Source organism: Pseudomonas azotoformans, from assembly GCF_001579805.1.
GTDB lineage: Bacteria > Pseudomonadota > Gammaproteobacteria > Pseudomonadales > Pseudomonadaceae > Aquipseudomonas > Aquipseudomonas azotoformans_A.
The window spans coordinates 4,929,568-4,950,667 of record NZ_CP014546.1 but is presented as its reverse complement, the minus strand read 5'-3'; the positions used below and the strand labels follow the sequence as shown (position 1 = coordinate 4,950,667).

The window sequence follows — 21,100 nt, the reverse complement described above, 5'->3', positions numbered from 1 at the left end:
TCGTTCACAGCATGAAAGTAGGGATCACCGGGATAAACGACAGGCGGAAGTTCCAACGGCTGCTGATCAGGTCGTCGGCGTGAATCACCGAGTACTGCACTTCACCGGAAATCCGCACTGGCAACTTGCCGAAATTGACGATGCGCCCGGCGCCGATACCGATGGGGAAGTTGACCTTGTTGCCGCTTTCGGCCTTCCAGTTCACGGTGATATTGGGCGTCATGCCCACCCGCCACTGGCCGGGGCCGGGAATCGCGCGCTGGATGAAGTACTGGATGTTGGTCAGGCTCACGTCCTTGCGCTGGGCGTCGCCGCCGACCGACCACCAATGCTGGGGGAAGACGCCGAGCGTCCAGTCTTCACCGAGGTATGCCGCGACAAATGCCGGCCCCAGGGCGTATTTGCCGGTGCCCAGCACGTCCTTTTCAGCGGTGGGGAACATCGCCGTCGGGCCAAACCCCCAGACCATCTTGCCGCCGTTGGCAAACCGCACCGGTTGCTTGGGCGAGAACACGCCCACATAGGCCAGGTCGCCAAAGCCTGAGGTGCGGTCGAATGGATCGTTGACCACCGACGGGAAGTCGCGGTCTGTCAGCACGCCGTAGGGGCTCATGCCGATCAGGTTGCCCACCTTGGCGTTGACCGGCGCACTCACATAACTCACCGGCAGGCGGTTGATCAGGTTCCAGTCCTCGCCCAGGGCAATCGGGAAGGTCGGCATGAAGCTGTATTTGCCCAGGTAACGCGTGCCGTTACTGTGCGGGCCTTTGAGGGCGCTGTAGTCGAACTGGTTGAACAACAGCACCAGGTTGCCCACCGGGTTGTCCATCAGCTTGGCGATTTGTTCGGTCGAAGGGTCGCAACCGGCCTTGACCACTTGCTTGAGGTCAATGTCGAAGTCCTGTTGCAGGCGATGGCAGGTTTCGGGATCAGCTTTGGTCGCGTTAGACGTGCTGCCTAGCTCCGGCAACCCGGCGGCTGATACGCCGCAGCTGGCAAGAATGCCCACGGCGCAAAACCCATGCATACGTGCACGTGAAATCATGGCGTCATCCATCCTTGTATCGGCCTGATATCAGGGGGTTACGTGCCCGGCCTAACCCTGTTGCGGCCGGGCACGTGGTGTTACTTGAGCGGGGTCAAGGGTGGCAGTTTCCATTGACCATTACCGACCTCAGGCTTGGGCAGGTAAATGCGCAATACCGCGTAGAACGGGCCCGGTGGGGCCGGCAACCAGTTGCTCTGTTCGGCTTTAGGTGGCTCGTGGTGTTGCAGGGCCAAGGTCAGGCCGCCATCGGCATCACGCTTGAGGTTGGGCAACATCCGCGAGTTGATCAGGTAGCGTTTCTTGTGATTGGGCACCAGCAGCTTGGTCTTGGCGTCGTACATGGTCAGCGACCAGAACGCGTCGGCAGGCGGCAGTTGGTCCTTGGCAAAGTGCACGGTGTAGCTGTGGCGTGCGCCATTGGCCGGCTTGCCTTCGCTGTCGACGAAGTAGCTGAGGTACGCGGCTTCATCGGTGGAGTTGCCGAAAATACCCATGTCGGCACCGGCGTAGCGGTACAAGTAGTTGTTTTTCAGGCGATCCCGGCTGCCGAACAGGTCACCGCTGCTGACTTGGTGGGTGTCGACCTTATCCTTCTTGAACGCCGCAAACTCAGCGCGCGCATCGGAGATGCCGTCTTCCAGGGCTTTGCGTTGTTCGGCGGTCAAGCCCTTGAGCTTGAACGGCGCACCGGGGGCGATACCGATCTTGGCGAAACGCGCCAGCAGGTCTTTTTCGCTGTCCTGGGGCGCGGCGAAGGTCAGCATGAAGTTCAGGTAGCGGAACAGCTGCGGGCCTTCGGTCATGGACGCCATTGGCTTGGGCCATTCGATCTTTGGCGCCTTGGCCGGCGCGGCCTGCTTCACATAACTGCTCAGCGCCTGGACTTTGTAGCCGCTCTGGATCTGCTTGACCTTGCCCAAGTCTTTGTCGTCGAACAACTGCGTGCGGTACAGGGCATAGGCGATATTGCTTTCACTGTAGACCACTCGATCCACGTCCACGGGCTGCTGACCCTTCCAGTCCGGGCCTGCGATCATGTAATGGCCGCCGTTGTTGCCGGTACTGCGGGTGCCCAGGTAAGCGAAGTTTTGCGTGTACAGGTCGATCAACTGCACCGAGTAGTAGCGGTTGTCCTCGATCTTGGGCAGGGTCAGCACCAGGGGTTCGCGGCGCAGGTCCATCCAGACGAACGAGTAGGGCGTGTCGGAGTTGGGGGTGACGAACGCCGTGTCCTTGGGGGTGAACACTTGCGCGGTGTTGCCGATCTGGTTGAACGGCGCCTTGAAGTTGGCACCGCCCTTGTCAACGGCCTGGGTGTAGAGCGTCTTGTACATTTCCACCACCGGAAAGCCATACAGATAGGCTTCCTTGGCAATCGCCCGGGCCTCGCTCGGAGTGGCCGTGAAGTCGGCCCAGGCGCCGGTACTCATGAGTATCGAGAGGCTCGCCAACAGCAGGCGCGTCGGTTTTCCAATCATGTTGTTGCGTCCTTCCAGAGATCTTTTTTGAGGGCGTGGGATGAAACCGCCGAGTTAACCGGTTTATTTGCCGAACGTCACGTTAATCCCTGCGAACAAGGTGAACTGGGGCAAACCGTCACCTTTGCGCGCTACCGTCCACTGTGGCTCGACAAAGGCATTGACGATGTTGCTCCCGGCTTTCCAGGCCTTGCCCGCGCCAAACCCGATGGGAATGTAGTGGGTGTCGTTCTTCAAATCGAAGGTCCAAGTGCCCGTGGAACGCAGGTACCAGCCTTTCGGCAGGTTATGAATGATAAACGGCTGGAAAGTTGCACTCTCGACGTGCGGGCGGTCGCGATCGCCGGCAAATGAGCTCTGGTATTGCACCAGCGCGCCCAATAATCCCCTGGGCGAAGCGTCGATGGCGATTGCCGCCAGGCCGGCCTGCCATTTGCCGGTGCCCAGTTCGTCATGTTCGGCGGTGGGGGCGGTGATTTGCGGACCAATGCCCAGCTGCACGCCGTCGGTCTTGAGCAGGAAGATATCGAACAGGTTCAGGTCGCCAATGCCTGTGCTGTAGCCGGTATGTGGATCGGGGCGGGTGCTGAGGGGGAGTGTGGCGCGCAGCAGTTGCGGCACGCCGATGAAATCCGACGGCGCAATCGGCAGGGTGCCGCGCAACAACAGGTCGTTGGTGTGGGCGTTGCTGTCGTACAGGCGCGGCGTGTAGTAGTCCTGCAGGTTGGCGCCTGGCGCGAGGTTCAGGGGGTTGTTGCTCTTGTTGGCCGTCTCGGCGTTATCCGCCAAGGCAGGCAGTGCGAAAACAGCCAGCATCAATGCCGACGCGTACGGTGACCCTAACATGTGCGCTCCCCCATACCTGGGTGACTATCCCTTGTGATTAATACCTACAGGGCATGTCGGTTGAAGCTAGCAGCTAAATTCAGACGCGCTAGCCATCCAAACGAATTAGTTGCGGGGGGAGGGACGTTTCAGACGTGTGTAAAAGGCGGCAAATGGCCGCCCTGGCTGGGCGGCCATGCACGAAAGAGGGGTCAGGCGGTGGGCAGCATCGATTTGACTTTGTCGCGTAATTGATCGATCGAGAACGGTTTGGCGATCACCTGCATGCCGGCAGGCACGTCGATATTTTCGGCATAACCGCTGGCGAACAGGATGGGCAGTGCAGGGCGCAACTCACGCACTTTGGTTGCCAGTTGCTTGCCGTCCATGTCCGGCAGGCCGACGTCGGTCATCATCAGGTCGATCACCTGAGCGGCGTTTTGCACCACTGCCAGCGCTTCTTCAGCATCGGCAGCCTCCAAGACACTGAATTCCAACTCCTCCAGGACATCGACGATCAGCATGCGCACGATGGCATCGTCTTCGACGACAAGGATGGTGGAGGTGACTGCGGACATAATATGGAATTCCCAAAAAAGGCGAGGTTTACACGCGGCCGTTCTGACAGGCCTCTTCCTTGAGTAAGCGCGCACTCATGACAAGTTCCCGCGGGCCGTAAAAACAATGCGATAGAAAAGACCAGGGAGAATAGCCTGTTCTTTTGTAGGAATCAGTACAAAACCGTTCCAGAAAAATGGTCTTGGATGCCACTTTGGGGCAAACTCCCGGTTTTTCCACACTTGGCCAAGGCATGCCCATGACCCCTGCGTCGTCCGTCGATGAAAAGAGCTTTCGTAACCTCCTGAGCCGAAACGTCGCGCTGCCCCTGGGTGTAGGCGTGCTCAGTGCGGTGTTTTTCGTCTGCCTGATCACCTACCTGTTGACGGTGATCCAGTGGGTCGAACACACCGACCGGGTGATCAATAACCTCAATGAGTCGTCCAAGCTGACGGTGGACCTTGAGACCGGCATGCGCGGTTTCCTGATCACCGGTGACGAGCATTTCCTCGACCCTTACGAGGTGGCCAAGCCGCGCATCATTGCCGATTTGCGTAATTTGCAGGAGTTGGTGTCGGATAACCCGCAGCAAGTGGATCGTTTAAAGCGCCTGGAAGCCCTGCAAATCGAGTGGAACAAATACGCTCAGTCGATGATTGATATGCAGCGTGAGAGCGGTGACTACCGCAGCGCAGTCAAGGCGGGTCGTGGCAAGCGCCTGACGGACGAGATCCGCAAGGAATACGACGACGCTGTGGCGATGGAACAGCAGTTCCGCATCACCCGCAATGAAGAAGTCACCCGCACTACCGTGGTCAGCGTCACCCTGTACCTGGCATTTGTGCTCGGCCTGAGTGGTTTTCTGGCATACATTGGGCGTAAGAATTTAATTTCATTATCAGAGAGTTACAGCGCAAACCTCGCGTCGCAACAGAAGATTGCACGGCGCCTGGAGCAACAAGCGTGGTTGCGTAACGGCCAGACTGAACTGGCAGAACAAGTGCTCGGCCAGCTCACGCTGAACATGCTGGGCCGCAACATCCTGCAATTCTTTGCCCAGTACATGGGCTCAGCCGTCGCCGCGCTGTACGTGCGTGAAGAGCACGGCGGGCTCAAACGTGTCGCCACTTATGGTTTCTCCCGCGAGCAGGAGCAGAAGGAACAGTCGATCTACAGCGACGAGGGCATCGTTGGGCAAGCAGCCCAGCTGGATCGCCTGATTCGCCTGGACGATGTGCCGGTGGACTACTTCAAGGTCAGCTCCGGCCTGGGCGAAGGTTCGACCCGCAGCGTGCTGGTGATGCCGACCAGTGACGATGACCGCGTCAACGGTGTGATCGAACTGGGCTTCCTGCGTCCTCTGGAAGAACGTGACGTCGAGCTGCTGGAGCTGATCGCCGGGAATATCGGCACCTCCATCGAAGCCGCCCGTTATCGCCAGCGCCTGCAGGAAGTGCTGGCCGAGACTCAGCAGCTCAACGAAGAGCTGCAAGTGCAGCAAGAAGAACTCAAGACCGCCAACGAAGAGCTTGAAGAACAATCGCGCATCCTCAAGGAATCCCAGGCCCACCTGGAAACCCAACAGGCCGAATTGGAGCAGACCAACGAGCAGTTGGCCGAACAGACCGAAACCCTGGCCCAGCAACGCGACGCCATGGACCGCAAGAACGCTGAACTCAGCCAGGCGCAGCTCGAACTGGAAGACCGTGCCGACGAGTTGCAACGTTCCAGCAAGTACAAGTCCGAATTCCTCGCCAACATGTCCCATGAGCTGCGCACACCGCTGAACAGCTCGCTGATCCTGGCCAAATTGCTGGCGGAGAACCCCCAGGAAAACCTCAGCGCCGAACAGGTCAAGTTTGCCGAGTCGATCTATTCCGCCGGCAATGACCTGCTCAACCTGATCAACGACATCCTGGATATCTCCAAGGTCGAGGCCGGCAAGCTGGAAATGCGTCCGGAAAATTCCAGCGTGGCACGTCTGGTCGATGGCCTGCGTGGCATGTTCGAACCGCTGGCGGCGGATCGCAAGCTGGGCTTCCAAGTGGAAGTGCAGGCAGGCGCGCCGGGCATGCTGTTCACCGATCGCCAGCGCCTGGAGCAGATCCTCAAGAACCTGCTGTCCAACGCGGTCAAGTTCACCGAACAGGGCGAAGTCAGCCTGTCGGTGTCCCGTGCACCGGGGGAGGGCATTGCCTTTACCGTGCGCGATTCCGGCATCGGTATTGCGCCGGACCAGCAGGAAAGCATCTTCGAAGCCTTCCGCCAAGCGGATGGCACCACCAACCGTCGCTACGGCGGCACGGGCCTCGGCCTGTCGATTTCGCGTGATTTGGCGACCTTGCTGGGAGGCTACATCAGCGTGACCAGCGAGCCAGGCAAAGGCAGTATTTTCACGCTGGTCCTGCCGGAACAGTATGTCGAGCGCGAAGAAGACGCTGCCCCCATCGAGCAACCGCGCCAAGTCGTGGTGGCGCCTGCGCCGACGCCCGTGAAGGTGTCGCCATTGCCGGTGGCCGACACCCAGCAGATCCCGCGCTTTGCCGACGACCGCGACAAGGCACCCTTCACCACGCGATGCATCCTGGTAGTGGAAGACGAGCCCAACTTCGCCCGCATCCTCTTCGACCTGGCCCACGAGCTGGGCTACAACTGCTTGGTGGCCCACGGCGCGGACGAAGGCTACAGCCTGGCCGAAGAATACGTCCCCGACGCGATCCTGCTGGACATGCGCCTGCCGGACCATTCCGGGCTGACGGTGCTGCAACGCCTGAAAGAACACGCCAACACCCGGCACATCCCGGTGCATGTGATTTCCGTGGAAGACCGCGTCGAAGCCGCCATGCACATGGGCGCCATTGGTTATGCGGTCAAACCGACCACCCGCGAAGAACTCAAGGACGTGTTTGCGCGCCTGGAAGCCAAGCTGACCCAGAAGGTCAAGCGTGTGCTGCTGGTGGAAGACGATGACCTGCAGCGCGACAGCATTGCCCGCCTGATCGGCGACGATGACATCGAGATCACCGACGTCGGCTACGCCCAGGCCGCCCTGGACCTGCTGCGCACGAATATCTACGACTGCATGATCATCGACCTCAAGCTGCCGGACATGCTCGGCAACGAGCTGCTCAAGCGCATGGCGACTGAAGATATCTGCTCGTTCCCGCCGGTGATCGTCTACACCGGGCGCAACCTGACCCGCGATGAAGAGGCCGAGCTGCGCAAGTATTCGCGCTCGATCATCATCAAGGGCGCCCGCTCGCCGGAGCGCCTGCTGGATGAAGTCACACTCTTTCTGCACAAAGTCGAATCCCAGCTGTCCCATGACCGCCAGAAGATGCTCAAGACCGCGCGCAGCCGCGACAAGGTCTTCGAGGGGCGTAAAATCCTGCTGGTGGACGACGATGTACGCAACATCTTCGCCCTGACCAGCGCCCTGGAGCACAAAGGCGCCGTGGTGGTGATCGGGCGTAACGGCCGTGAAGCCATCGATAAACTCAATGAAGTCGATGATATCGACCTGGTGTTGATGGACGTGATGATGCCGGAAATGGACGGTTACGAGGCCACTGCCTTGATCCGCCAGGACCCGCGCTGGAAGAAGCTGCCGATCATTGCGGTGACGGCCAAGGCCATGAAGGACGATCAGGAACGCTGCCTGGCAGCGGGCTCCAATGATTACCTGGCCAAGCCGATCGATCTTGACCGTCTGTTCTCACTGATTCGCGTCTGGTTGCCAAAGATGGAACGCATTTAAGTGGAGCGAAGTTTTTTGGAAAAAAGCAGCGATATTGAGCTGCGCCTGTTGATCGAGGCGATTTACCTCAAGTACAGCTACGACTTCCGGGATTACTCCGGGGCGTCGGTGAAGCGGCGCGTGGCCCACGCCCTGCGCCAGTTTGATTGCGCGACCATCTCCGCCTTGCAGGAGCGCGTGCTGCACGACCCCGCGGCGTTCATGCAGTTGTTGCAGTTCTTGACGATTCCAGTGAGCGAGATGTTCCGCGACCCGTCGCACTTCCTGGCGATCCGCCAGGAAGTGGTGCCGCTGCTCAAGACTTATCCGTCGATCAAAATCTGGATCGCCGGCTGCAGCACGGGCGAGGAGGTGTACTCCATGGCGATCCTGCTGCGCGAGGAGGGTTTGCTGGAGCGTACGATCATCTACGCCACCGACATCAACCCGGCGTCGCTGGACAAGGCCAAGCAGGGCATCTTCTCCCTGGAGAACGTACGCGCCTACACCGCCAACTATCAGCAGGCCGGTGGGCAACGTTCATTTGCCGACTACTACACCGCGGCTTACGATTACGCGATCTTCGATAAAACGCTGCGCGAGAATGTCACCTTTGCCGATCACAGCTTGGCAACCGACAGTGTATTCTCAGAGACTCAATTAATTTCGTGCCGTAACGTACTGATTTATTTCAATAAAAAATTGCAAGATCGTGCGTTTGGATTGTTCCATGAGTCGCTGTGTCATCGCGGCTTCCTGGTGCTGGGCAGCAAAGAGACCTTGGATTTCTCCGCGTACGGCAAGCAGTTCGAACCCTTGGTCAAACAGGAACGGATCTACCGCAAACTATGAATCAAGCGGCTGCCAGCCCGGCATCGGTCCGGGGCATAGAAGCGATCGTCATCGGCGCCTCCGCCGGTGGCGTGGAGGCGTTGCTGACGATATTCGCCGAGCTGCCCGCCGATTTTGGCTTGCCGATCATTACCGTCCTGCACCTGCCGGACGAGCGTCGCAGCCAATTAGCCGAAGTGTTCGACCGCCGCGTGGCCATGCCTGTAGTGGAGGCCCGTGACAAGGAAGTGATCAAGCCGGGCACATTGTATTTTGCCGGCCCTGGCTATCACCTGTCGGTGGAACACGACCGCAGCCTGTCCCTGAGCCAGGAAGACCGCGTGCACCATTCGCGGCCGGCGATTGATTTCCTCTTCGAATCCGCCGCCGATGCCTACGGCACGGGCCTGCTGGCCATTCTGTTGACCGGCGCCAACCATGACGGCGCGCGCGGCCTGGCTCACGTCAAGCAACACGGTGGAACCACTGTGGTGCAAGAGCCCACAGAAGCACGCGTTGCCGTCATGCCCCGCGCAGCCTTGGCGTTGCACACACCCGACCACATTCTGACGCTGAGCCACATTGGCTCATTGCTGGCTTCCCTGGAATATTCCCCATGTTAAGTACTGTCCAGGCCAAACTGCTGATCGTCGACGATCTGCCGGAAAACCTGCTGGCCCTTGAAGCGCTGATCAAGCGCGAGGACCGCCAGGTGTTCAAGGCATTGAGCGCCGACGAAGCCTTGTCCCTGTTGCTGGAGCATGAGTTCGCCATGGCGATTCTCGATGTACAGATGCCCGGTATGAATGGTTTCGAGCTGGCCGAATTGATGCGCGGTACCGAAAAGACCAAGAACATCCCGATTGTGTTCGTCAGCGCCGCCGGCCGCGAGCTCAATTACGCCTTCAAGGGCTATGAAAGCGGCGCGGTAGACTTTTTGCACAAGCCGTTGGATATCCATGCGGTGAAAAGCAAGGTCAACGTGTTTGTCGACCTGTTCCGCCAAAGCAAAGCCATGAAGCAACAGGTCGAAGCCCTTGAGCGCAGCCGCCGCGAGCAGGAACTGCTGCTCACGCGCCTGCAGGCCACTCAGGCTGAGTTGGAGCAGGCCGTGCGCATGCGGGATGACTTCATGTCGATCGTCGCCCACGAAGTGCGTACGCCCCTCAACGGCCTCATTCTCGAAACCCAGCTGCGCAAGATGCACTTGGCCCGTGACAACGCCGCCGCATTCACCCTGGACAAGATGCACGCCATGGTCGACCGCGATGAGCGCCAGATCCAGAGCCTGATCCGCCTGATCGAAGACATGCTCGATGTCTCGCGTATCCGCACCGGCAAACTGTCGATACGTCCGGCGCGCTTCGACCTGACGCAGTTGGTGAGCAACCTGGTGGAAAACTTTGCGCCTCAAGTAGCTGCGGCGGATTCGTCCATGACACTGGCCGCCGACGGCCCGGTCGAAGGCAACTGGGACGAGTTCCGTATCGAGCAAGTGGTGACCAACCTGCTGACCAATGCACTGCGTTACGGGGCCAAAAGTCCGGTAAAAGTGCGTGTGTACAGCGAGCATGGCGAGGCACGGGTGGAAGTGCGCGACCATGGGATCGGCATCAGCGAAGAGAACCAGAAGCGCATTTTTCAACAGTTTGAGCGCGTGTCCGCCAGCCAAGTGGCTGCAGGCCTGGGTCTCGGGCTGTTCATTTCCGAGCAGATCGTTGCGGCCCATGGTGGCACTATCGAAGTAGAGAGCCAGATAGGTGAGGGCGCCTTGTTTCGGGTATGCCTGCCGTTGCAGGCCTCGGCATGAATTCAATCGTCACCTCGACGCAACCTCTGCGTGACCCCATGGTCGTAATTGCAGCAATTGACCGGACTAAGGCTTCCCATGAGTGAAGATGCACAAGATGTCGTTCTGATCGTCGAGGACGACGAATCCATTATGTTTGTGCTGGGTGAATACCTGGCCGGCCTGGGCTATCGGGTGTTGAAGGCGATTGATGGGGAGCAGGCCTTCGAAATCCTCGCGACCAAGCCGCACCTGGACCTGATGGTCACCGATTACCGCCTGCCCGGCGGGATTTCCGGGGTGCAGATCGCCGAGCCGGCGATCAAATTGCGCCCTGAGCTGAAAGTGATCTTCATCAGCGGTTACCCCCAGGAAATCCTCGACTGCAACAGCCCGATCACGCGCAATGCACCGATCCTGGCCAAGCCGTTTGACCTGGATACGCTGCAAGAGCATATCCAGCGGTTGTTGGCTTGAAAGAGGCGGCGTCCTCCCGTTGCGACGCCGCTGTTTTCAAAGGGGTGATGGCTTTAGTTTGTTGACGTTGGCATTGAGCACGCTGGCCGGGGTAAAGGCGAACTGCCAACCTGCATTTCCATTAAATCCGTCGATGAAGTTCTGCAGGCCTTTGTGTTTGCCATTGCCAAGGTTGTAAACCGTCATTGCGCCACTGAGCTGGGGCGGGTTGTCATTCCTCACCATTGCCGCATCCAGGTCCAGGTTGTTCGTATTGAACAGCATCAACTCATTGCTACTGGTTTTCTGGATGTAGACGGTATGACCGAACTGACCATTGGGTGTGGAGTGCTTGAAATTGAGAAACCCAGACTCGGTAATCTCGGCCGGGTTGAATTGATCTTTCAAGTTGCCTGGTTTGACCTCCATGAGCTCAAGGTAGCGGGTTGAATAATTGATGCCGTCACTACCGTTCGTTGTGTCGGTAACGGCATCGAATACTTTGGGAGAGAGCGTCTTTTCAGCCTGCCCGACACGCAGGGACGCTTGATAACAGTTCAGCGCATGATTGTCCGGGTCTGCATGCAGTTTCTCCCAGTTCATCTTCAATTGCTGGTGACTGAGAGGATGCGGCGCGGCGGACGGAATAATTTGCGCCTCATACAGTTTCTTGAACTCCGGACCGAACACGCTGTTTTTCTGCTGCCACTGATCGTCATGATCAAATACCTTGAACTTCAGTGTGTTTGAATCGTTGGCGTGGGTTTTATACTGCACATTCATTTTTTTATCGTGAAATAGCTTTTTGAGGCCTCCTTCCATGTCCGCCGCGCTCGAAAACGTTGCGACACCGTGGTTGGGGTCATAAAAGTAAAAGCTTTTGACATCGCCATCGATTTTGACGCCGGCGGCCATTGCGTGGCCCGGAGAGTCAATCATCACCGACTTTGAAACCGCGGAATCGGCCAATCCCTTTACCATCTCTTGATAGGTCTCCAAGCGAGGGACTTTGCCGGCGTGGAAGGCCGTTTCGCCACCTACCTGGACCTGAAGCTTGCGCAGCGATTCCATGAACCGTCGGGAAGTGGGGTCTGTGGGAAAAGCCGCTGCGGTGTACATGTTCTTGATCAGCAGATGATCCTTGCCCTCGGCCATAGCGCTCGCGAATGTGCGCGCCAGTGCCGCGCATTGTCCTTCGGACAGTTGGGATGTCTGGCTGAAGTAAACCACTTGCGGCATGGGCGTCACACTGCCGAAGCGCGGTTCTATATTGTCGATGAAACGGGCCACACCACGATGAGCGAACGCGTAGGCGAGATCGTCGTATCTGCGCATCAAGACACCTGCCTGAAGGGCGGTCAGGTTTTGGTTACCGCCCAACTTGATCAGGTCCGCAATTTTTGAGGACTTTGATAGCCTAGGTACACTTGCCAGGGTTCCAGAGCTGTAGCCATTTTCAAATGCTTCCCTCTCGTCTCCTTCGCGATGCTTACGAACAGCCTTTTTCCAAGTGTTTACAACATTGTCATCGAGCTTGCTGACATCCCTCGTCGTCTCCCAGCCTCCCAAACGGTTCGTTTCCAGTCGTGCACTGGGCACGAAGTCATCCAGCGACTTGCCAAACGCCTGCCCGCTGGCGGTATCGAAAGCGTGCCATTTACCGCCGCTGAGCACGGCGGGCCCTTCAACAACGGCACCTTGCAGCTTGAATGTCCCGATGGCACTGGCGTCGAAGCGTTTGCTGGCCTTGAGCAGGTCATAGCTGTCGATACTGCCGCGTAGCCAACGGTAGGAATAGACGGAGCCGTTTGCTCCGGCCTTGGCTGATCGAACCGCCAGATTACCCAAGCCGTCCAGAGGATTGAGCGTACTGATCGCTGCGCGCCCGACAATTTTTGTTCCTCGGGCGATTTTGCTGGCGACAGAGGCACCCAGCTGGAGGGCCTTGGCGCCTTTGGCTGCGGCCCCCAACCCAAGCATGAAACCGAAAGCGTCCATGGTCAGGTCGATAATGCCTTCACCGTAGTTACCCTCACTGAAGTTTTTGATCGCGGACCTCAGCGGAATCAAATTTAGCATGAACTCAGTGGCGGTCTTGTAAAAGGGCACTTCAGTATCGAATGTGGTCAGCCCTTGGGCGGCTTTCTTGAGGCCATCGATATTCACCTCTTTCACCATCGCTGCAGCAATGTAGGACGTGCGGTCACTGCTGAAGCTATTGGGTATGCCCGATGCACCTTTGGTTTCATCGGCAATGCCGCTGTCATAGGTGCCTGAGGGCACAACCCCCTGGTACGTCACAGATCCTTCTTGCTGCGAGACATCAAAGTCTCCCAAGTCATCGCGGTGGAGGATCTTGTTCTGCTTGATATCTATTTCGTAGATATTGACCTTACCCTCGCGTTCGGTCCTCACCAGCAGGCTATGGCCCTCAGACACGGTCGTCCTGCTTTTCACGACGTTGCGGCTGAAGGCCTCATGCTCGGTGATGACTTGTTTGGCCAATGTGATCTTGCCAAACTCGAAGTTGCGCCGGTGTTCCAGGCTTTGCGTCGATACAAGCTGTTTGACTTGGGTCGCCACGCTCTTGTTGATGCCGTCGGCGTAAAGGGGGAAGGCGACCCTGAAGTCGTTTTTCAAATGCGGAAGATCGATCAGAACGGGCAGTATTGTGTCGAGATCGACATCGGTTGACGTCGAGATCCACGGGTTTGCGCTGTCGGCCGTGTCCCGCGTAATCCCATCATAAAAACCCGGCGTCCCCTGCGCGCCGTCGTGCATATACAGATCAAGCAACGAGTAGGGGCCGGGGAAATCCAGGTGCTGACGTTTCAACTCGATGCACTTTTTCTCAAAGAGCGTGGGCGCCATATCAGGAAAGGCCTTTGCCAGTTCCTGCAATCCTTTTTGCTTCACATCGGGCATTACCCTCGAATGGGCGGCAGACGCCGCACTCAATTCGCTGATGTGTTGATCAAATGCCTTGCGCACCGCCAGCATGGCCTCATCGGACACAGGAAACTCCATCCCGTTGACGACCGCCCAATCCTTCAGCGCCTGTTGTTGCGCCTGGTACTCGACCTGGCGCTGCTCAAGGCTGATCGGCGCGATGTCGGCGGCGAGCATCACTTGCGCATACGTCATAGCCGCCGTAGCCCCCGGCGCGCTCGCCTCGATGCGTGAAACTGCGGTAGCGAAACTGACCCAGCTATGGGTACCGAACTTCACCGCATCGGGGATCCCCTTGACCAGCAACTCCGGGGCCTGAGAGGACAGCAGCAGGTGTGCCAAAAGCTGAGCTTTTTCGTAGGAAGAGGACCTGCCGGTGTCAAGCAAGTGATCAGTCAGTGTCAGCACAATCTCTGAGGCCGTGTACGCACCATTTCTGGCATCTGTAAGCAAAAACCCCGCGATATTGCGTTTATCGCCTTGCTGCGCGTGCTGTGGATCGGCGCTCATGGCCGCCAGCAACCAATCATTCGCACTGCCGCTGACGGATCTGTTAATAAACCGGGCTTGAATCGCTTGACCCAGCGCACGGCCTTTTGGCGAGTTGATCAGGCGATCGAGCAACTGACGCGGATTGCTCAGCGCCTCAGGCGCGATGACTGCCTTATCCAGCAGGTATTCAAGCACGTTGGCGAATGGCGGAATGTCGATATCGCCAAAGGCCCCCTGACGCAGGTCTGCCGTTAGTTCCAGCCGTGTGAGGTTGTCTGCGGGCAGCGGCCAGTCGAGCGCACCCGCGTAGTTGTCATGCTCGGGACGTACGGGGGATGGCGTTATCAACGCCTGTACAACATTTTCCAACTGGGCGTGATCGGTTGGAATATCCCAGCCATTACTGATAAATATCTGTTCGAGACTGGGTGTGGTGCCCGCATATTCAGAATCACTGTCGGGATGGACCAATGCATGGTAGTCCGTCAGATAGGTCGAGATCTCAGCCGTGCCCGACTCCAGTCCCGCGAGCAATGTCTTCAATGTTTCAGCGACATTGCGTCGGGTGTGCACGTTACCCAGCAAGGCTTTTTGCTGTGCCAAGGTGTCTTCGTCGCGCTGGGCGCGCAGCTCTGCGAACGCTGGATCGTTGATCACAGGAAAGCCTTTCCCGGCCGCAAAGTCCGCGACACGCTCCTGGGGTGTTGGGAGAGGCGAAACATTGCGTTCTCTGTAGAAATGACCGATCAGTACCATCGGTGCAATGTTGCTGGTCTTGGCCTGAGGCGGCTTGAATGTCGCAAAATACGAACCGGCAGCAATAACGTGTGCGGCCATCATGAGGTGGCGGCTCGCGGCCGCCCACTGCGCATCGTCCTGTCCTACAGTGTGTATGACTTGCCGCGGGTCCAGCAGGCGTTTGAGCCGGAACATGACTTGTCCCTCGCCTGGATTGATTTCCACCGAATCTGGGTCAATGCCGCGATCATTCATCCATTGCGTGATATCGGGCGCCTGGAACGCACGTCTCAGCTGCGCCCACCATTGACCGAACGCCGAGTTGGCTGGAATGGGCGACACCTGACCGTCTTGATCATGTTCATCCAAGGACTTGGCCAGCGTTATTCCGTAGTGTTTTGACAGCTCCAGATCGCCTTGGCTGCGGGTGTTTCCTTGAGGCGGGGGAGACTCTATGGGTTGGCTACTGGCAGCAAGGGGCGCTTGCGTGAGGGGGCGCTGCTGAAATTGGGTCAATGGCAGGTGGCGGGGCGCTGTATGGATTGGGCCGGCAACGGTCATAGGTTCGCTCGTCGGGATGTATGAATACCAGAGTGTTTGTATTCATAACCACAACAACGATTCCAATCCTAATGTGTGTAGCTGTTGCCAGACATATCACGTTTTATTGCTGGATCATTTCCCGAACTTTCGCGGTCAACAAATCGAACGTGAACGGCTTGGTGATCAGTTGCATGCCGGGATCCAGAAACCCACCCCGCACCGCCGCATGTTCGGCATAACCGGTGATGAACAATACCTTGAGCTCTGGCCGGATCTGCCGGCCGATTTCCGCCAGTTGGCGGCCATTCATGCCCGGCAGGCCAACATCGCTGATCATCAGGTCGATGCGATGGTCCGACTCGATGATCGGCACGGCTGTATCAGCATCACCCGCTTCGATAAACCCATAGCCCAACTCCTTAAGCACTGAGCCGACCAATACACGCACCGCAGGGTCGTCCTCGACGATCAGTACCGTTTCTCCGGCATTGGCGAAGGGCAGCAGCGCTGCATCGGCCGCCACATCGGCCACGACTTCCCCAATGAATCGAGGCAGAAACAGGCTGACTGTCGTGCCTTTGCCGACTTCACTGTGAATGGTGACATGACCATGTGACTGGCGGGCGAACCCGTAGATCATCGACAACCCCAGGCCCGTGCCCTGGCCGATCGGCTTGGTGGTGAAGAACGGATCGAACACGCGCCCCATCACACTTTCCGGAATGCCGCAGCCGGTGTCGCTGACGCTCAGTTCAACGTAGTCACCGGGTTTCAAGGTGCCATAGGCGGCCGTGAAGACGCTGTCGAGGTGGCGGTTGGTGGTTTCCACGGTGAGGCTGCCGCCGCTGGGCATGGCGTCACGGGCATTGATCACCAGGTTGAGCAGGGCGCTTTCCAGTTGATTGGGGTCGGCCTCGGCGGTCCAGAGTTGGCCGGTGAGACGCATATCCAGGGCGATGCTCTCGTTGATGCTGCGTTGCAGCAATTCGCCCATCGAGGTCACCAGTTGGTTGATCTCCACGGGTTTGGAATCAAGGGACTGGCGACGGGAAAACGCCAGCAAACGGTGAGTCAGGCCCGCAGCACGGTTGGCCGAGGTCACGCCCAGGTCGATCAGGCTGTCGAGGTCGTCCAGTTTGCCTCGGGACACGCGCCTGCGCAGCAGCTCCAGGCTGCCGATGATGCCGGTGAGCATGTTGTTGAAGTCATGGGCGATACCGCCGGTCAACTGGCCGACCGCTTCCATCTTCTGGGACTGGCGTAAGGCGTCTTCGTTGTGGCGCAGTTGGGCAGTGCGTTCCTCGACCTGTTGCTCCAGAGTCTCCAGCGTGCGCTGCAGGCGCAGTTCGCTTTCACTCAGGTCGATCAGGCGGTCGCGGGCTTCGTATTGCCGACGACGCCCGCGCAGGGCGGTGCTGACCAGGCTGATCAGCGTCACAGGGTGGAACGGACGCTCCAGGAACGTCACGTTGCCCAGCAAGCCGCTGAACTGGGATGAACCGTTCTGTTCGCTGCCGCCGTGGTGGGTCATCAGAACGATAGGCAAGTCTGACCAGGCGGGTTGTTGGTGCAAATGCTCCAGCAACGGGTCCAGGTCAGCGCCGCGCAGCGCTTCGGCGGCGATGATCAGCAAGCCGCTGCCGTGTTCCAACGCCTCACACAGCATGCCCAGGTCACTGGCAATGATGCCGCTGTAGCCGGCCTCATTGAGCATCATCAGTGCAAGCGAGCTGTCACGTCCCAACGGCGCGAGGATGATCGCGCGCTCGGAGACAGGCGTAACGGCCGCCACTAGCCCATGTCCTTAAGCAGGGGCGAGCCCGCGCCCATGTAGGTGGGAATGCCGCGCAGGACCCCCTGGAAGTTGTTCAAAGGCTCGCCGACGGTCATGCCCCGGCTGCCGATGCGGTATTCACGGATTGTCGACTCATGGGAGCCAGTACGCTTTTTGATTATCGAGATGGCGCGGCGCACTTCACCGATCGCTTCAAAGTAACGCAGCAGGATCACGGTATCGGCCAGGTAGGTGATGTCTACCGGCGCCTGCATATCGCCCACCAAGCCATGCTGGGCGACGGTCATGAAGGTGGCGGCACCACGGCGGTTGAGGTACAGCAGCAGTTCGTGCATGTGCAGGATCAGCGCATTCTCTTCCGGCATTGCAGCCTGATAGCCGTTGATACTGTCGATGACCACGGTCTTGATGCCCCCATCATCGACGCAACGCCGGACGCGGTGGGAGAACTCGCCGGGCGACAGTTCAGCGGCGTCCACTTGCTCGATCAGCAGGTTGCCGGTGGCTTGCAAGGCCGCCAGGTCGATGCCCATGTTCTTCATGCGTTCGAACAACAGGCCCAGCTCTTCATCGAAAATAAACAGCGCGGCCTTTTCGCCACGGGCCACGGCGGCGGCGGCGAAAATCATCGAGATCAGCGATTTGCCCGTACCGGCAGGTCCCAGGATCAGGCTGCTAGAGCCGGTCTCGATGCCACCGCCCAACAACGAATCCAGCTCGCGGATGCCACTGGTGAGGGTCTCGCGGTTGTAGCCACCACGATGCTCGGCCGCGACCAGGCGCGGGAACACATGCACGCCGCCTTGCATGATGGTGAAGTCATGGAAGCCGCCACGGTATTTTTGGCCGCGGTACTTCACCACCCGTACCCGGCGACGTTCGGCGCCGTAGTTGGGGGTCAGCTCCTCCAGGCGAATCACGCCGTGGGCGACGCTGTGCACGGTCTTGTCGAGGGACTCGGTGGTCAGGTCATCCAGCAGCAGTACGGTGGCGTCATAACGCACAAAGTAATGTTTGATCGCCAGGATCTGCCGCCGATAACGCAAAGAGCTCTGCGCCAGCAGGCGGATTTCGGAGAGGCTGTCGACGACCACACGGGTCGGCTTGACCCGCTCAACCACCTCGAAGATCTGCCGCGTGGCTTCGCCCAATTCCAGGTCAGAGGAATACAGCAGGCTTTGCTGATGTTCCGCGTTGAGCAGGCTTTCCGGAGGGGTCAGTTCGAAGATATGGATATTCTCGTCCAGGTCCCAGCCGTGGGACTTGGCACCTTGACGCAGTTCACGTTCGGTCTCGGACAAGGTGATGTACAACGAAGTCTCACCGTTTTTCGCACCCGCCTGCAGAAAATGCAGGGCGACGGTGGTTTTACCGGTGCCTGGTTCACCTTCCAGCAGGAACAGGTGGCTGCGCGATAGCCCCCCGGAAAGAATGTCATCCAGACCTTCGATGCCGGTGGCGGCCTTTTCACTGAACAGCTCATTGGATGTAGACAAGGAGTGCCCTCAGGTCACGTTCAAATAGAGGGGCGCACCTGTGTTGGCGCGCCATATTTACTTGACCGTAGTGGCCTTTAGCGGTTCAACGTTTCGTAAAATTTGTACAACGGTGGCTTGGGTTTACAAGTTTTTAGCCTGAACCTACAGACCTTGTTGCAACGCCGGATCATCCGGATTCTGTTGCTCAAGCTGCGCGAGCAGAACCTGGACGTTCTGCAACTGACCGCTTTCCTTCCAGTAATTGATCAGCAGCACGCGGGCCTTGCGATTGGCGGGGTGACGCTGAATGATTTCCTCCAGTTGGCGCTGGGCGGCTTCCAGCTCTTGCTGGGCATGCAGCGTGGTGGCGAGGTCGTAGCGGTAATCCTGATTGTCCGGTTCCAGCTCCACCGCCTTGGACAGGCCGAGCAGCGCGTACGGCCGCTCGCCGTGATGCAACAGCCACATGCCCAAGGCATGCTGCAGATAGGCTGACTCAGGGTGCGCGGCCAATTGGCGCGCCAGCAGCTGGCGGGACTCTTCCGTCTTGCCCTGTTTATCCAGCAATTCAATCTGCGCCACCACCGCTTGCAGATTGTCCGGTTGCAGGCGCATGGCTTGTTCCAGGGCATTTTGCGCCTCCGGCAACAGGGCGCTGTGGATGTACAGGCGCGCCAGTTGAATCCAGCCTTCGGCCGATTCGGGCTGGGCCTTGAGTTTCTTCACGAACTCATCGAGGACCTGCTGCAAGGGCCCGAAGTACAAGCCCAACGTATCGGGCGACAGGCCAAGCAGGGCATTGGCGGCGGCAAACCGCACGTCCTGCTCGGGGTCGTCCAGTACCGGCCCGAGCAACAGCGTGCGTTGACCGGTGGGCACCAGGCCGACAATGCTGTGGATGGCGGCTTCGCGCACCAGGGACGACTCGCTGGCCAGGTCTTTGTCTGCCAGCTTCAGCGCTTGGGGGCTGGGGTAGTTGGGTAATTCAGCATGCAACGCAGCGCGACGTCCGGGCGACAGGTCCGGCCGGCCCAGTTGCTGGTACAGCACACGCGCGGCACCCGGTTCGCCGTTACGCGCCTGTTTCAGGGCCTTGGAGTAACCATGGGCGATGGCGGGCGCTACAGCCACCGGGGTGGAGCGAGAGAAATACCAAGTGATCAGCACAATCAACAGCAGGGCGCACAGGCCGACGATGGAGTAACGGCGTGACTTTGACATGCAGGCGTCCGAAAGCGTGGGCAGCAAAGCCGTCAGCTTCGGTCAGACCACGGCAGGTGTCAAACCCGCATCAGGTCAGCACGTATTCCACCGGCTCCAGGGGCGGCGGCAGGTCGGTTTCGTCGAGGGCTGCCAACACTTCGCGCTCCAAGGTTCGCAGGAGGGCATTGCAGGGCAGGTCGTTTTCGTCAAAGCCGAACGGGTCTTCCAGGTCATCACCGATTTCATCGAGGCCGAAAAACGTGTAGCTGACAATGGCGGTAAACACCGGCGTCAGCCAGCCCAGCGGCTCGGCCATGGCAAACGGCAGCAGGATACAGAACAGGTAAATGGTGCGATGCAGCAACAAGGTATAGGGGAAGGGCAGCGGCGTGCTCTTGATCCGCTCGCAGGACGCCTGCACCTGGCTGAGGCTGACCAGGCGCGTCTCCAGTTGGGTGTAGCGCCATTCGCTGATCACGCCTTGTTCGGCTAATACGGAAAACCGCGCGCCGACCTGTTGCAGCACGTTATCGGGCAAGTTGGGGTGGCTGGCCTGGACCTGACTCCACGGCTTGATGGCCAGGGCTTCATCTTCATGACGCAGCCGGGCGACCAGACCATGGGCAAACCCACACAGGCTGCGCAGCAAACCCGCACGCTCGGCCGGATCGCGCAGCACCTGGGTTTCTCGAATCAACGAGCGCACGTCGATGATCATCTGCCCCAGTTGCTTGCGGCCCTCCCACCAGCGGTCATAGCAGGCGTTGTTGCGAAAACTCATGAAGATCGACAACGACAGGCCGAGCAAGGTGAACGGCGTGGCATTGACCTTGGAAAAGTACGCCGGGTGCAGGGTTTCCACCAGCACGATCACCGAGGCCAAGAGGGTGACCAGCAAACTGCGCAGGGCGATGCGCTTGGCAATCGAGCCCTTGAGGGAAAACAGGATGCCCAGGAGGTTGGGTTTGGGTCGGACTATCATTCAGGGGCGGGCTTCTTGGGTGGCGCAGCCCATCAGAGTAGAAGCCTGCAGTGTGCCCGTCCAATCGCTTGGGCTGACCGGCTGATCGGCGCGGTCGATGACTGGCCAAACCAGTCAGGCAGGTTGAGGGCTTTGACCATTGCCGCAGTGGCGCTCTGGGGCGACTATTTCGACGATTCGGACTGTTAAAGAGAATAAC

General features: G+C 58.8%; 14 protein-coding genes. 5 read left to right on the top strand and 9 right to left on the bottom strand.

The genetic code is table 11. The features are described from left to right. Positions 1-4 precede the first annotated feature (4 nt). The 4 genes from AYR47_RS22590 to AYR47_RS22575 form a co-directional block, all read right to left on the bottom strand. The gene (locus AYR47_RS22590) at positions 5-1,027 is read right to left on the bottom strand and encodes a hypothetical protein (RefSeq protein ID WP_420492074.1); all 1,023 of its coding nucleotides are present in this window, start codon (positions 1,025-1,027) and stop codon (positions 5-7) included. A gap of 98 nt (positions 1,028-1,125) precedes the next feature. Continuing rightward, the gene (locus tag AYR47_RS22585) at positions 1,126-2,526 is read right to left on the bottom strand and encodes a DUF1254 domain-containing protein (RefSeq protein WP_061436962.1); all 1,401 of its coding nucleotides are present in this window, start codon (positions 2,524-2,526) and stop codon (positions 1,126-1,128) included. Positions 2,527-2,589: 63 nt separating this feature from the next. Next, positions 2,590-3,372 (bottom strand): hypothetical protein, encoded by a 783-nt coding sequence (locus AYR47_RS22580; RefSeq protein WP_061436960.1) that lies wholly within the window; start codon positions 3,370-3,372, stop codon positions 2,590-2,592. A gap of 191 nt (positions 3,373-3,563) precedes the next feature. Further along, positions 3,564-3,929 (bottom strand): response regulator, encoded by a 366-nt coding sequence (locus tag AYR47_RS22575; protein WP_033902900.1) that lies wholly within the window; start codon positions 3,927-3,929, stop codon positions 3,564-3,566. 239 nt (positions 3,930-4,168) lie between these two features. Between AYR47_RS22575 and AYR47_RS22570 the strand changes: the two genes are divergently transcribed. The 5 genes from AYR47_RS22570 (at position 4,169) to AYR47_RS22550 (ending at position 10,742) form a co-directional block, all read left to right on the top strand. Beyond that, complete coding sequence (locus tag AYR47_RS22570) at positions 4,169-7,666, top strand: response regulator (RefSeq protein ID WP_061436958.1); 3,498 nt, start codon at positions 4,169-4,171, stop codon at positions 7,664-7,666. Further along, complete coding sequence (locus tag AYR47_RS22565) at positions 7,667-8,497, top strand: CheR family methyltransferase (protein ID WP_012724198.1); 831 nt, start codon at positions 7,667-7,669, stop codon at positions 8,495-8,497. Then, positions 8,494-9,099 (top strand): chemotaxis protein CheB, encoded by a 606-nt coding sequence (locus AYR47_RS22560; RefSeq protein WP_033902898.1) that lies wholly within the window; start codon positions 8,494-8,496, stop codon positions 9,097-9,099. The genes AYR47_RS22565 and AYR47_RS22560 overlap by 4 nt, the downstream gene beginning before the upstream one ends. Further along, a complete protein-coding gene (locus tag AYR47_RS22555; RefSeq protein ID WP_033902897.1) occupies positions 9,093-10,286 on the top strand; it encodes a hybrid sensor histidine kinase/response regulator in 1,194 nt (397 codons plus the stop codon). Before AYR47_RS22560 ends, AYR47_RS22555 begins: the two co-directional genes overlap by 7 nt. A gap of 78 nt (positions 10,287-10,364) precedes the next feature. Continuing rightward, entirely contained in the window at positions 10,365-10,742 is a 378-nt protein-coding gene (locus tag AYR47_RS22550) for a response regulator (RefSeq protein WP_003217591.1), read from the top strand. A 36-nt stretch (positions 10,743-10,778) separates the two neighbouring features. Here AYR47_RS22550 and AYR47_RS22545 read toward each other — a convergent pair whose 3' ends face one another. The 5 genes from AYR47_RS22545 to AYR47_RS22525 all read right to left on the bottom strand — a co-directional run bounded on the left by AYR47_RS22545 (position 10,779) and on the right by AYR47_RS22525 (position 20,901). Beyond that, positions 10,779-15,461: a hypothetical protein gene (locus AYR47_RS22545; protein ID WP_061436956.1), complete on the bottom strand. Its 4,683-nt coding sequence runs from the start codon at positions 15,459-15,461 to the stop codon at positions 10,779-10,781. A 103-nt stretch (positions 15,462-15,564) separates the two neighbouring features. After that, entirely contained in the window at positions 15,565-17,235 is a 1,671-nt protein-coding gene (locus tag AYR47_RS22540; protein WP_061436954.1) for an ATP-binding protein, read from the bottom strand. Continuing rightward, a complete protein-coding gene (locus tag AYR47_RS22535; protein ID WP_061436952.1) occupies positions 17,235-18,734 on the bottom strand; it encodes an ATPase domain-containing protein in 1,500 nt (499 codons plus the stop codon). Before AYR47_RS22535 ends, AYR47_RS22540 begins: the two co-directional genes overlap by 1 nt. Before the next feature lie 144 nt (positions 18,735-18,878). After that, a complete protein-coding gene (locus AYR47_RS22530) occupies positions 18,879-19,937 on the bottom strand; it encodes a tetratricopeptide repeat protein (protein WP_033902894.1) in 1,059 nt (352 codons plus the stop codon). 70 nt (positions 19,938-20,007) lie between these two features. Beyond that, positions 20,008-20,901, bottom strand: a complete 894-nt coding sequence (locus tag AYR47_RS22525; RefSeq protein WP_033902893.1) for a bestrophin family protein — start codon at positions 20,899-20,901, stop codon at positions 20,008-20,010. Positions 20,902-21,100: the final 199 nt, after the last annotated feature.

Coding starts and splice junctions, on each gene's coding strand:
- AYR47_RS22590 (WP_420492074.1), bottom strand. CDS start 1,027: ATGCATGGGTTTTGCGCCGTGGGCATTCTTGCCAGCTGCGGCGTATCA.
- AYR47_RS22585 (WP_061436962.1), bottom strand. CDS start 2,526: ATGATTGGAAAACCGACGCGCCTGCTGTTGGCGAGCCTCTCGATACTC.
- AYR47_RS22580 (WP_061436960.1), bottom strand. CDS start 3,372: ATGTTAGGGTCACCGTACGCGTCGGCATTGATGCTGGCTGTTTTCGCA.
- AYR47_RS22575 (WP_033902900.1), bottom strand. CDS start 3,929: ATGTCCGCAGTCACCTCCACCATCCTTGTCGTCGAAGACGATGCCATC.
- AYR47_RS22570 (WP_061436958.1), top strand. CDS start 4,169: ATGACCCCTGCGTCGTCCGTCGATGAAAAGAGCTTTCGTAACCTCCTG.
- AYR47_RS22560 (WP_033902898.1), top strand. CDS start 8,494: ATGAATCAAGCGGCTGCCAGCCCGGCATCGGTCCGGGGCATAGAAGCG.
- AYR47_RS22555 (WP_033902897.1), top strand. CDS start 9,093: ATGTTAAGTACTGTCCAGGCCAAACTGCTGATCGTCGACGATCTGCCG.
- AYR47_RS22550 (WP_003217591.1), top strand. CDS start 10,365: ATGAGTGAAGATGCACAAGATGTCGTTCTGATCGTCGAGGACGACGAA.
- AYR47_RS22545 (WP_061436956.1), bottom strand. CDS start 15,461: ATGACCGTTGCCGGCCCAATCCATACAGCGCCCCGCCACCTGCCATTG.
- AYR47_RS22530 (WP_033902894.1), bottom strand. CDS start 19,937: ATGTCAAAGTCACGCCGTTACTCCATCGTCGGCCTGTGCGCCCTGCTG.
- AYR47_RS22525 (WP_033902893.1), bottom strand. CDS start 20,901: ATGATAGTCCGACCCAAACCCAACCTCCTGGGCATCCTGTTTTCCCTC.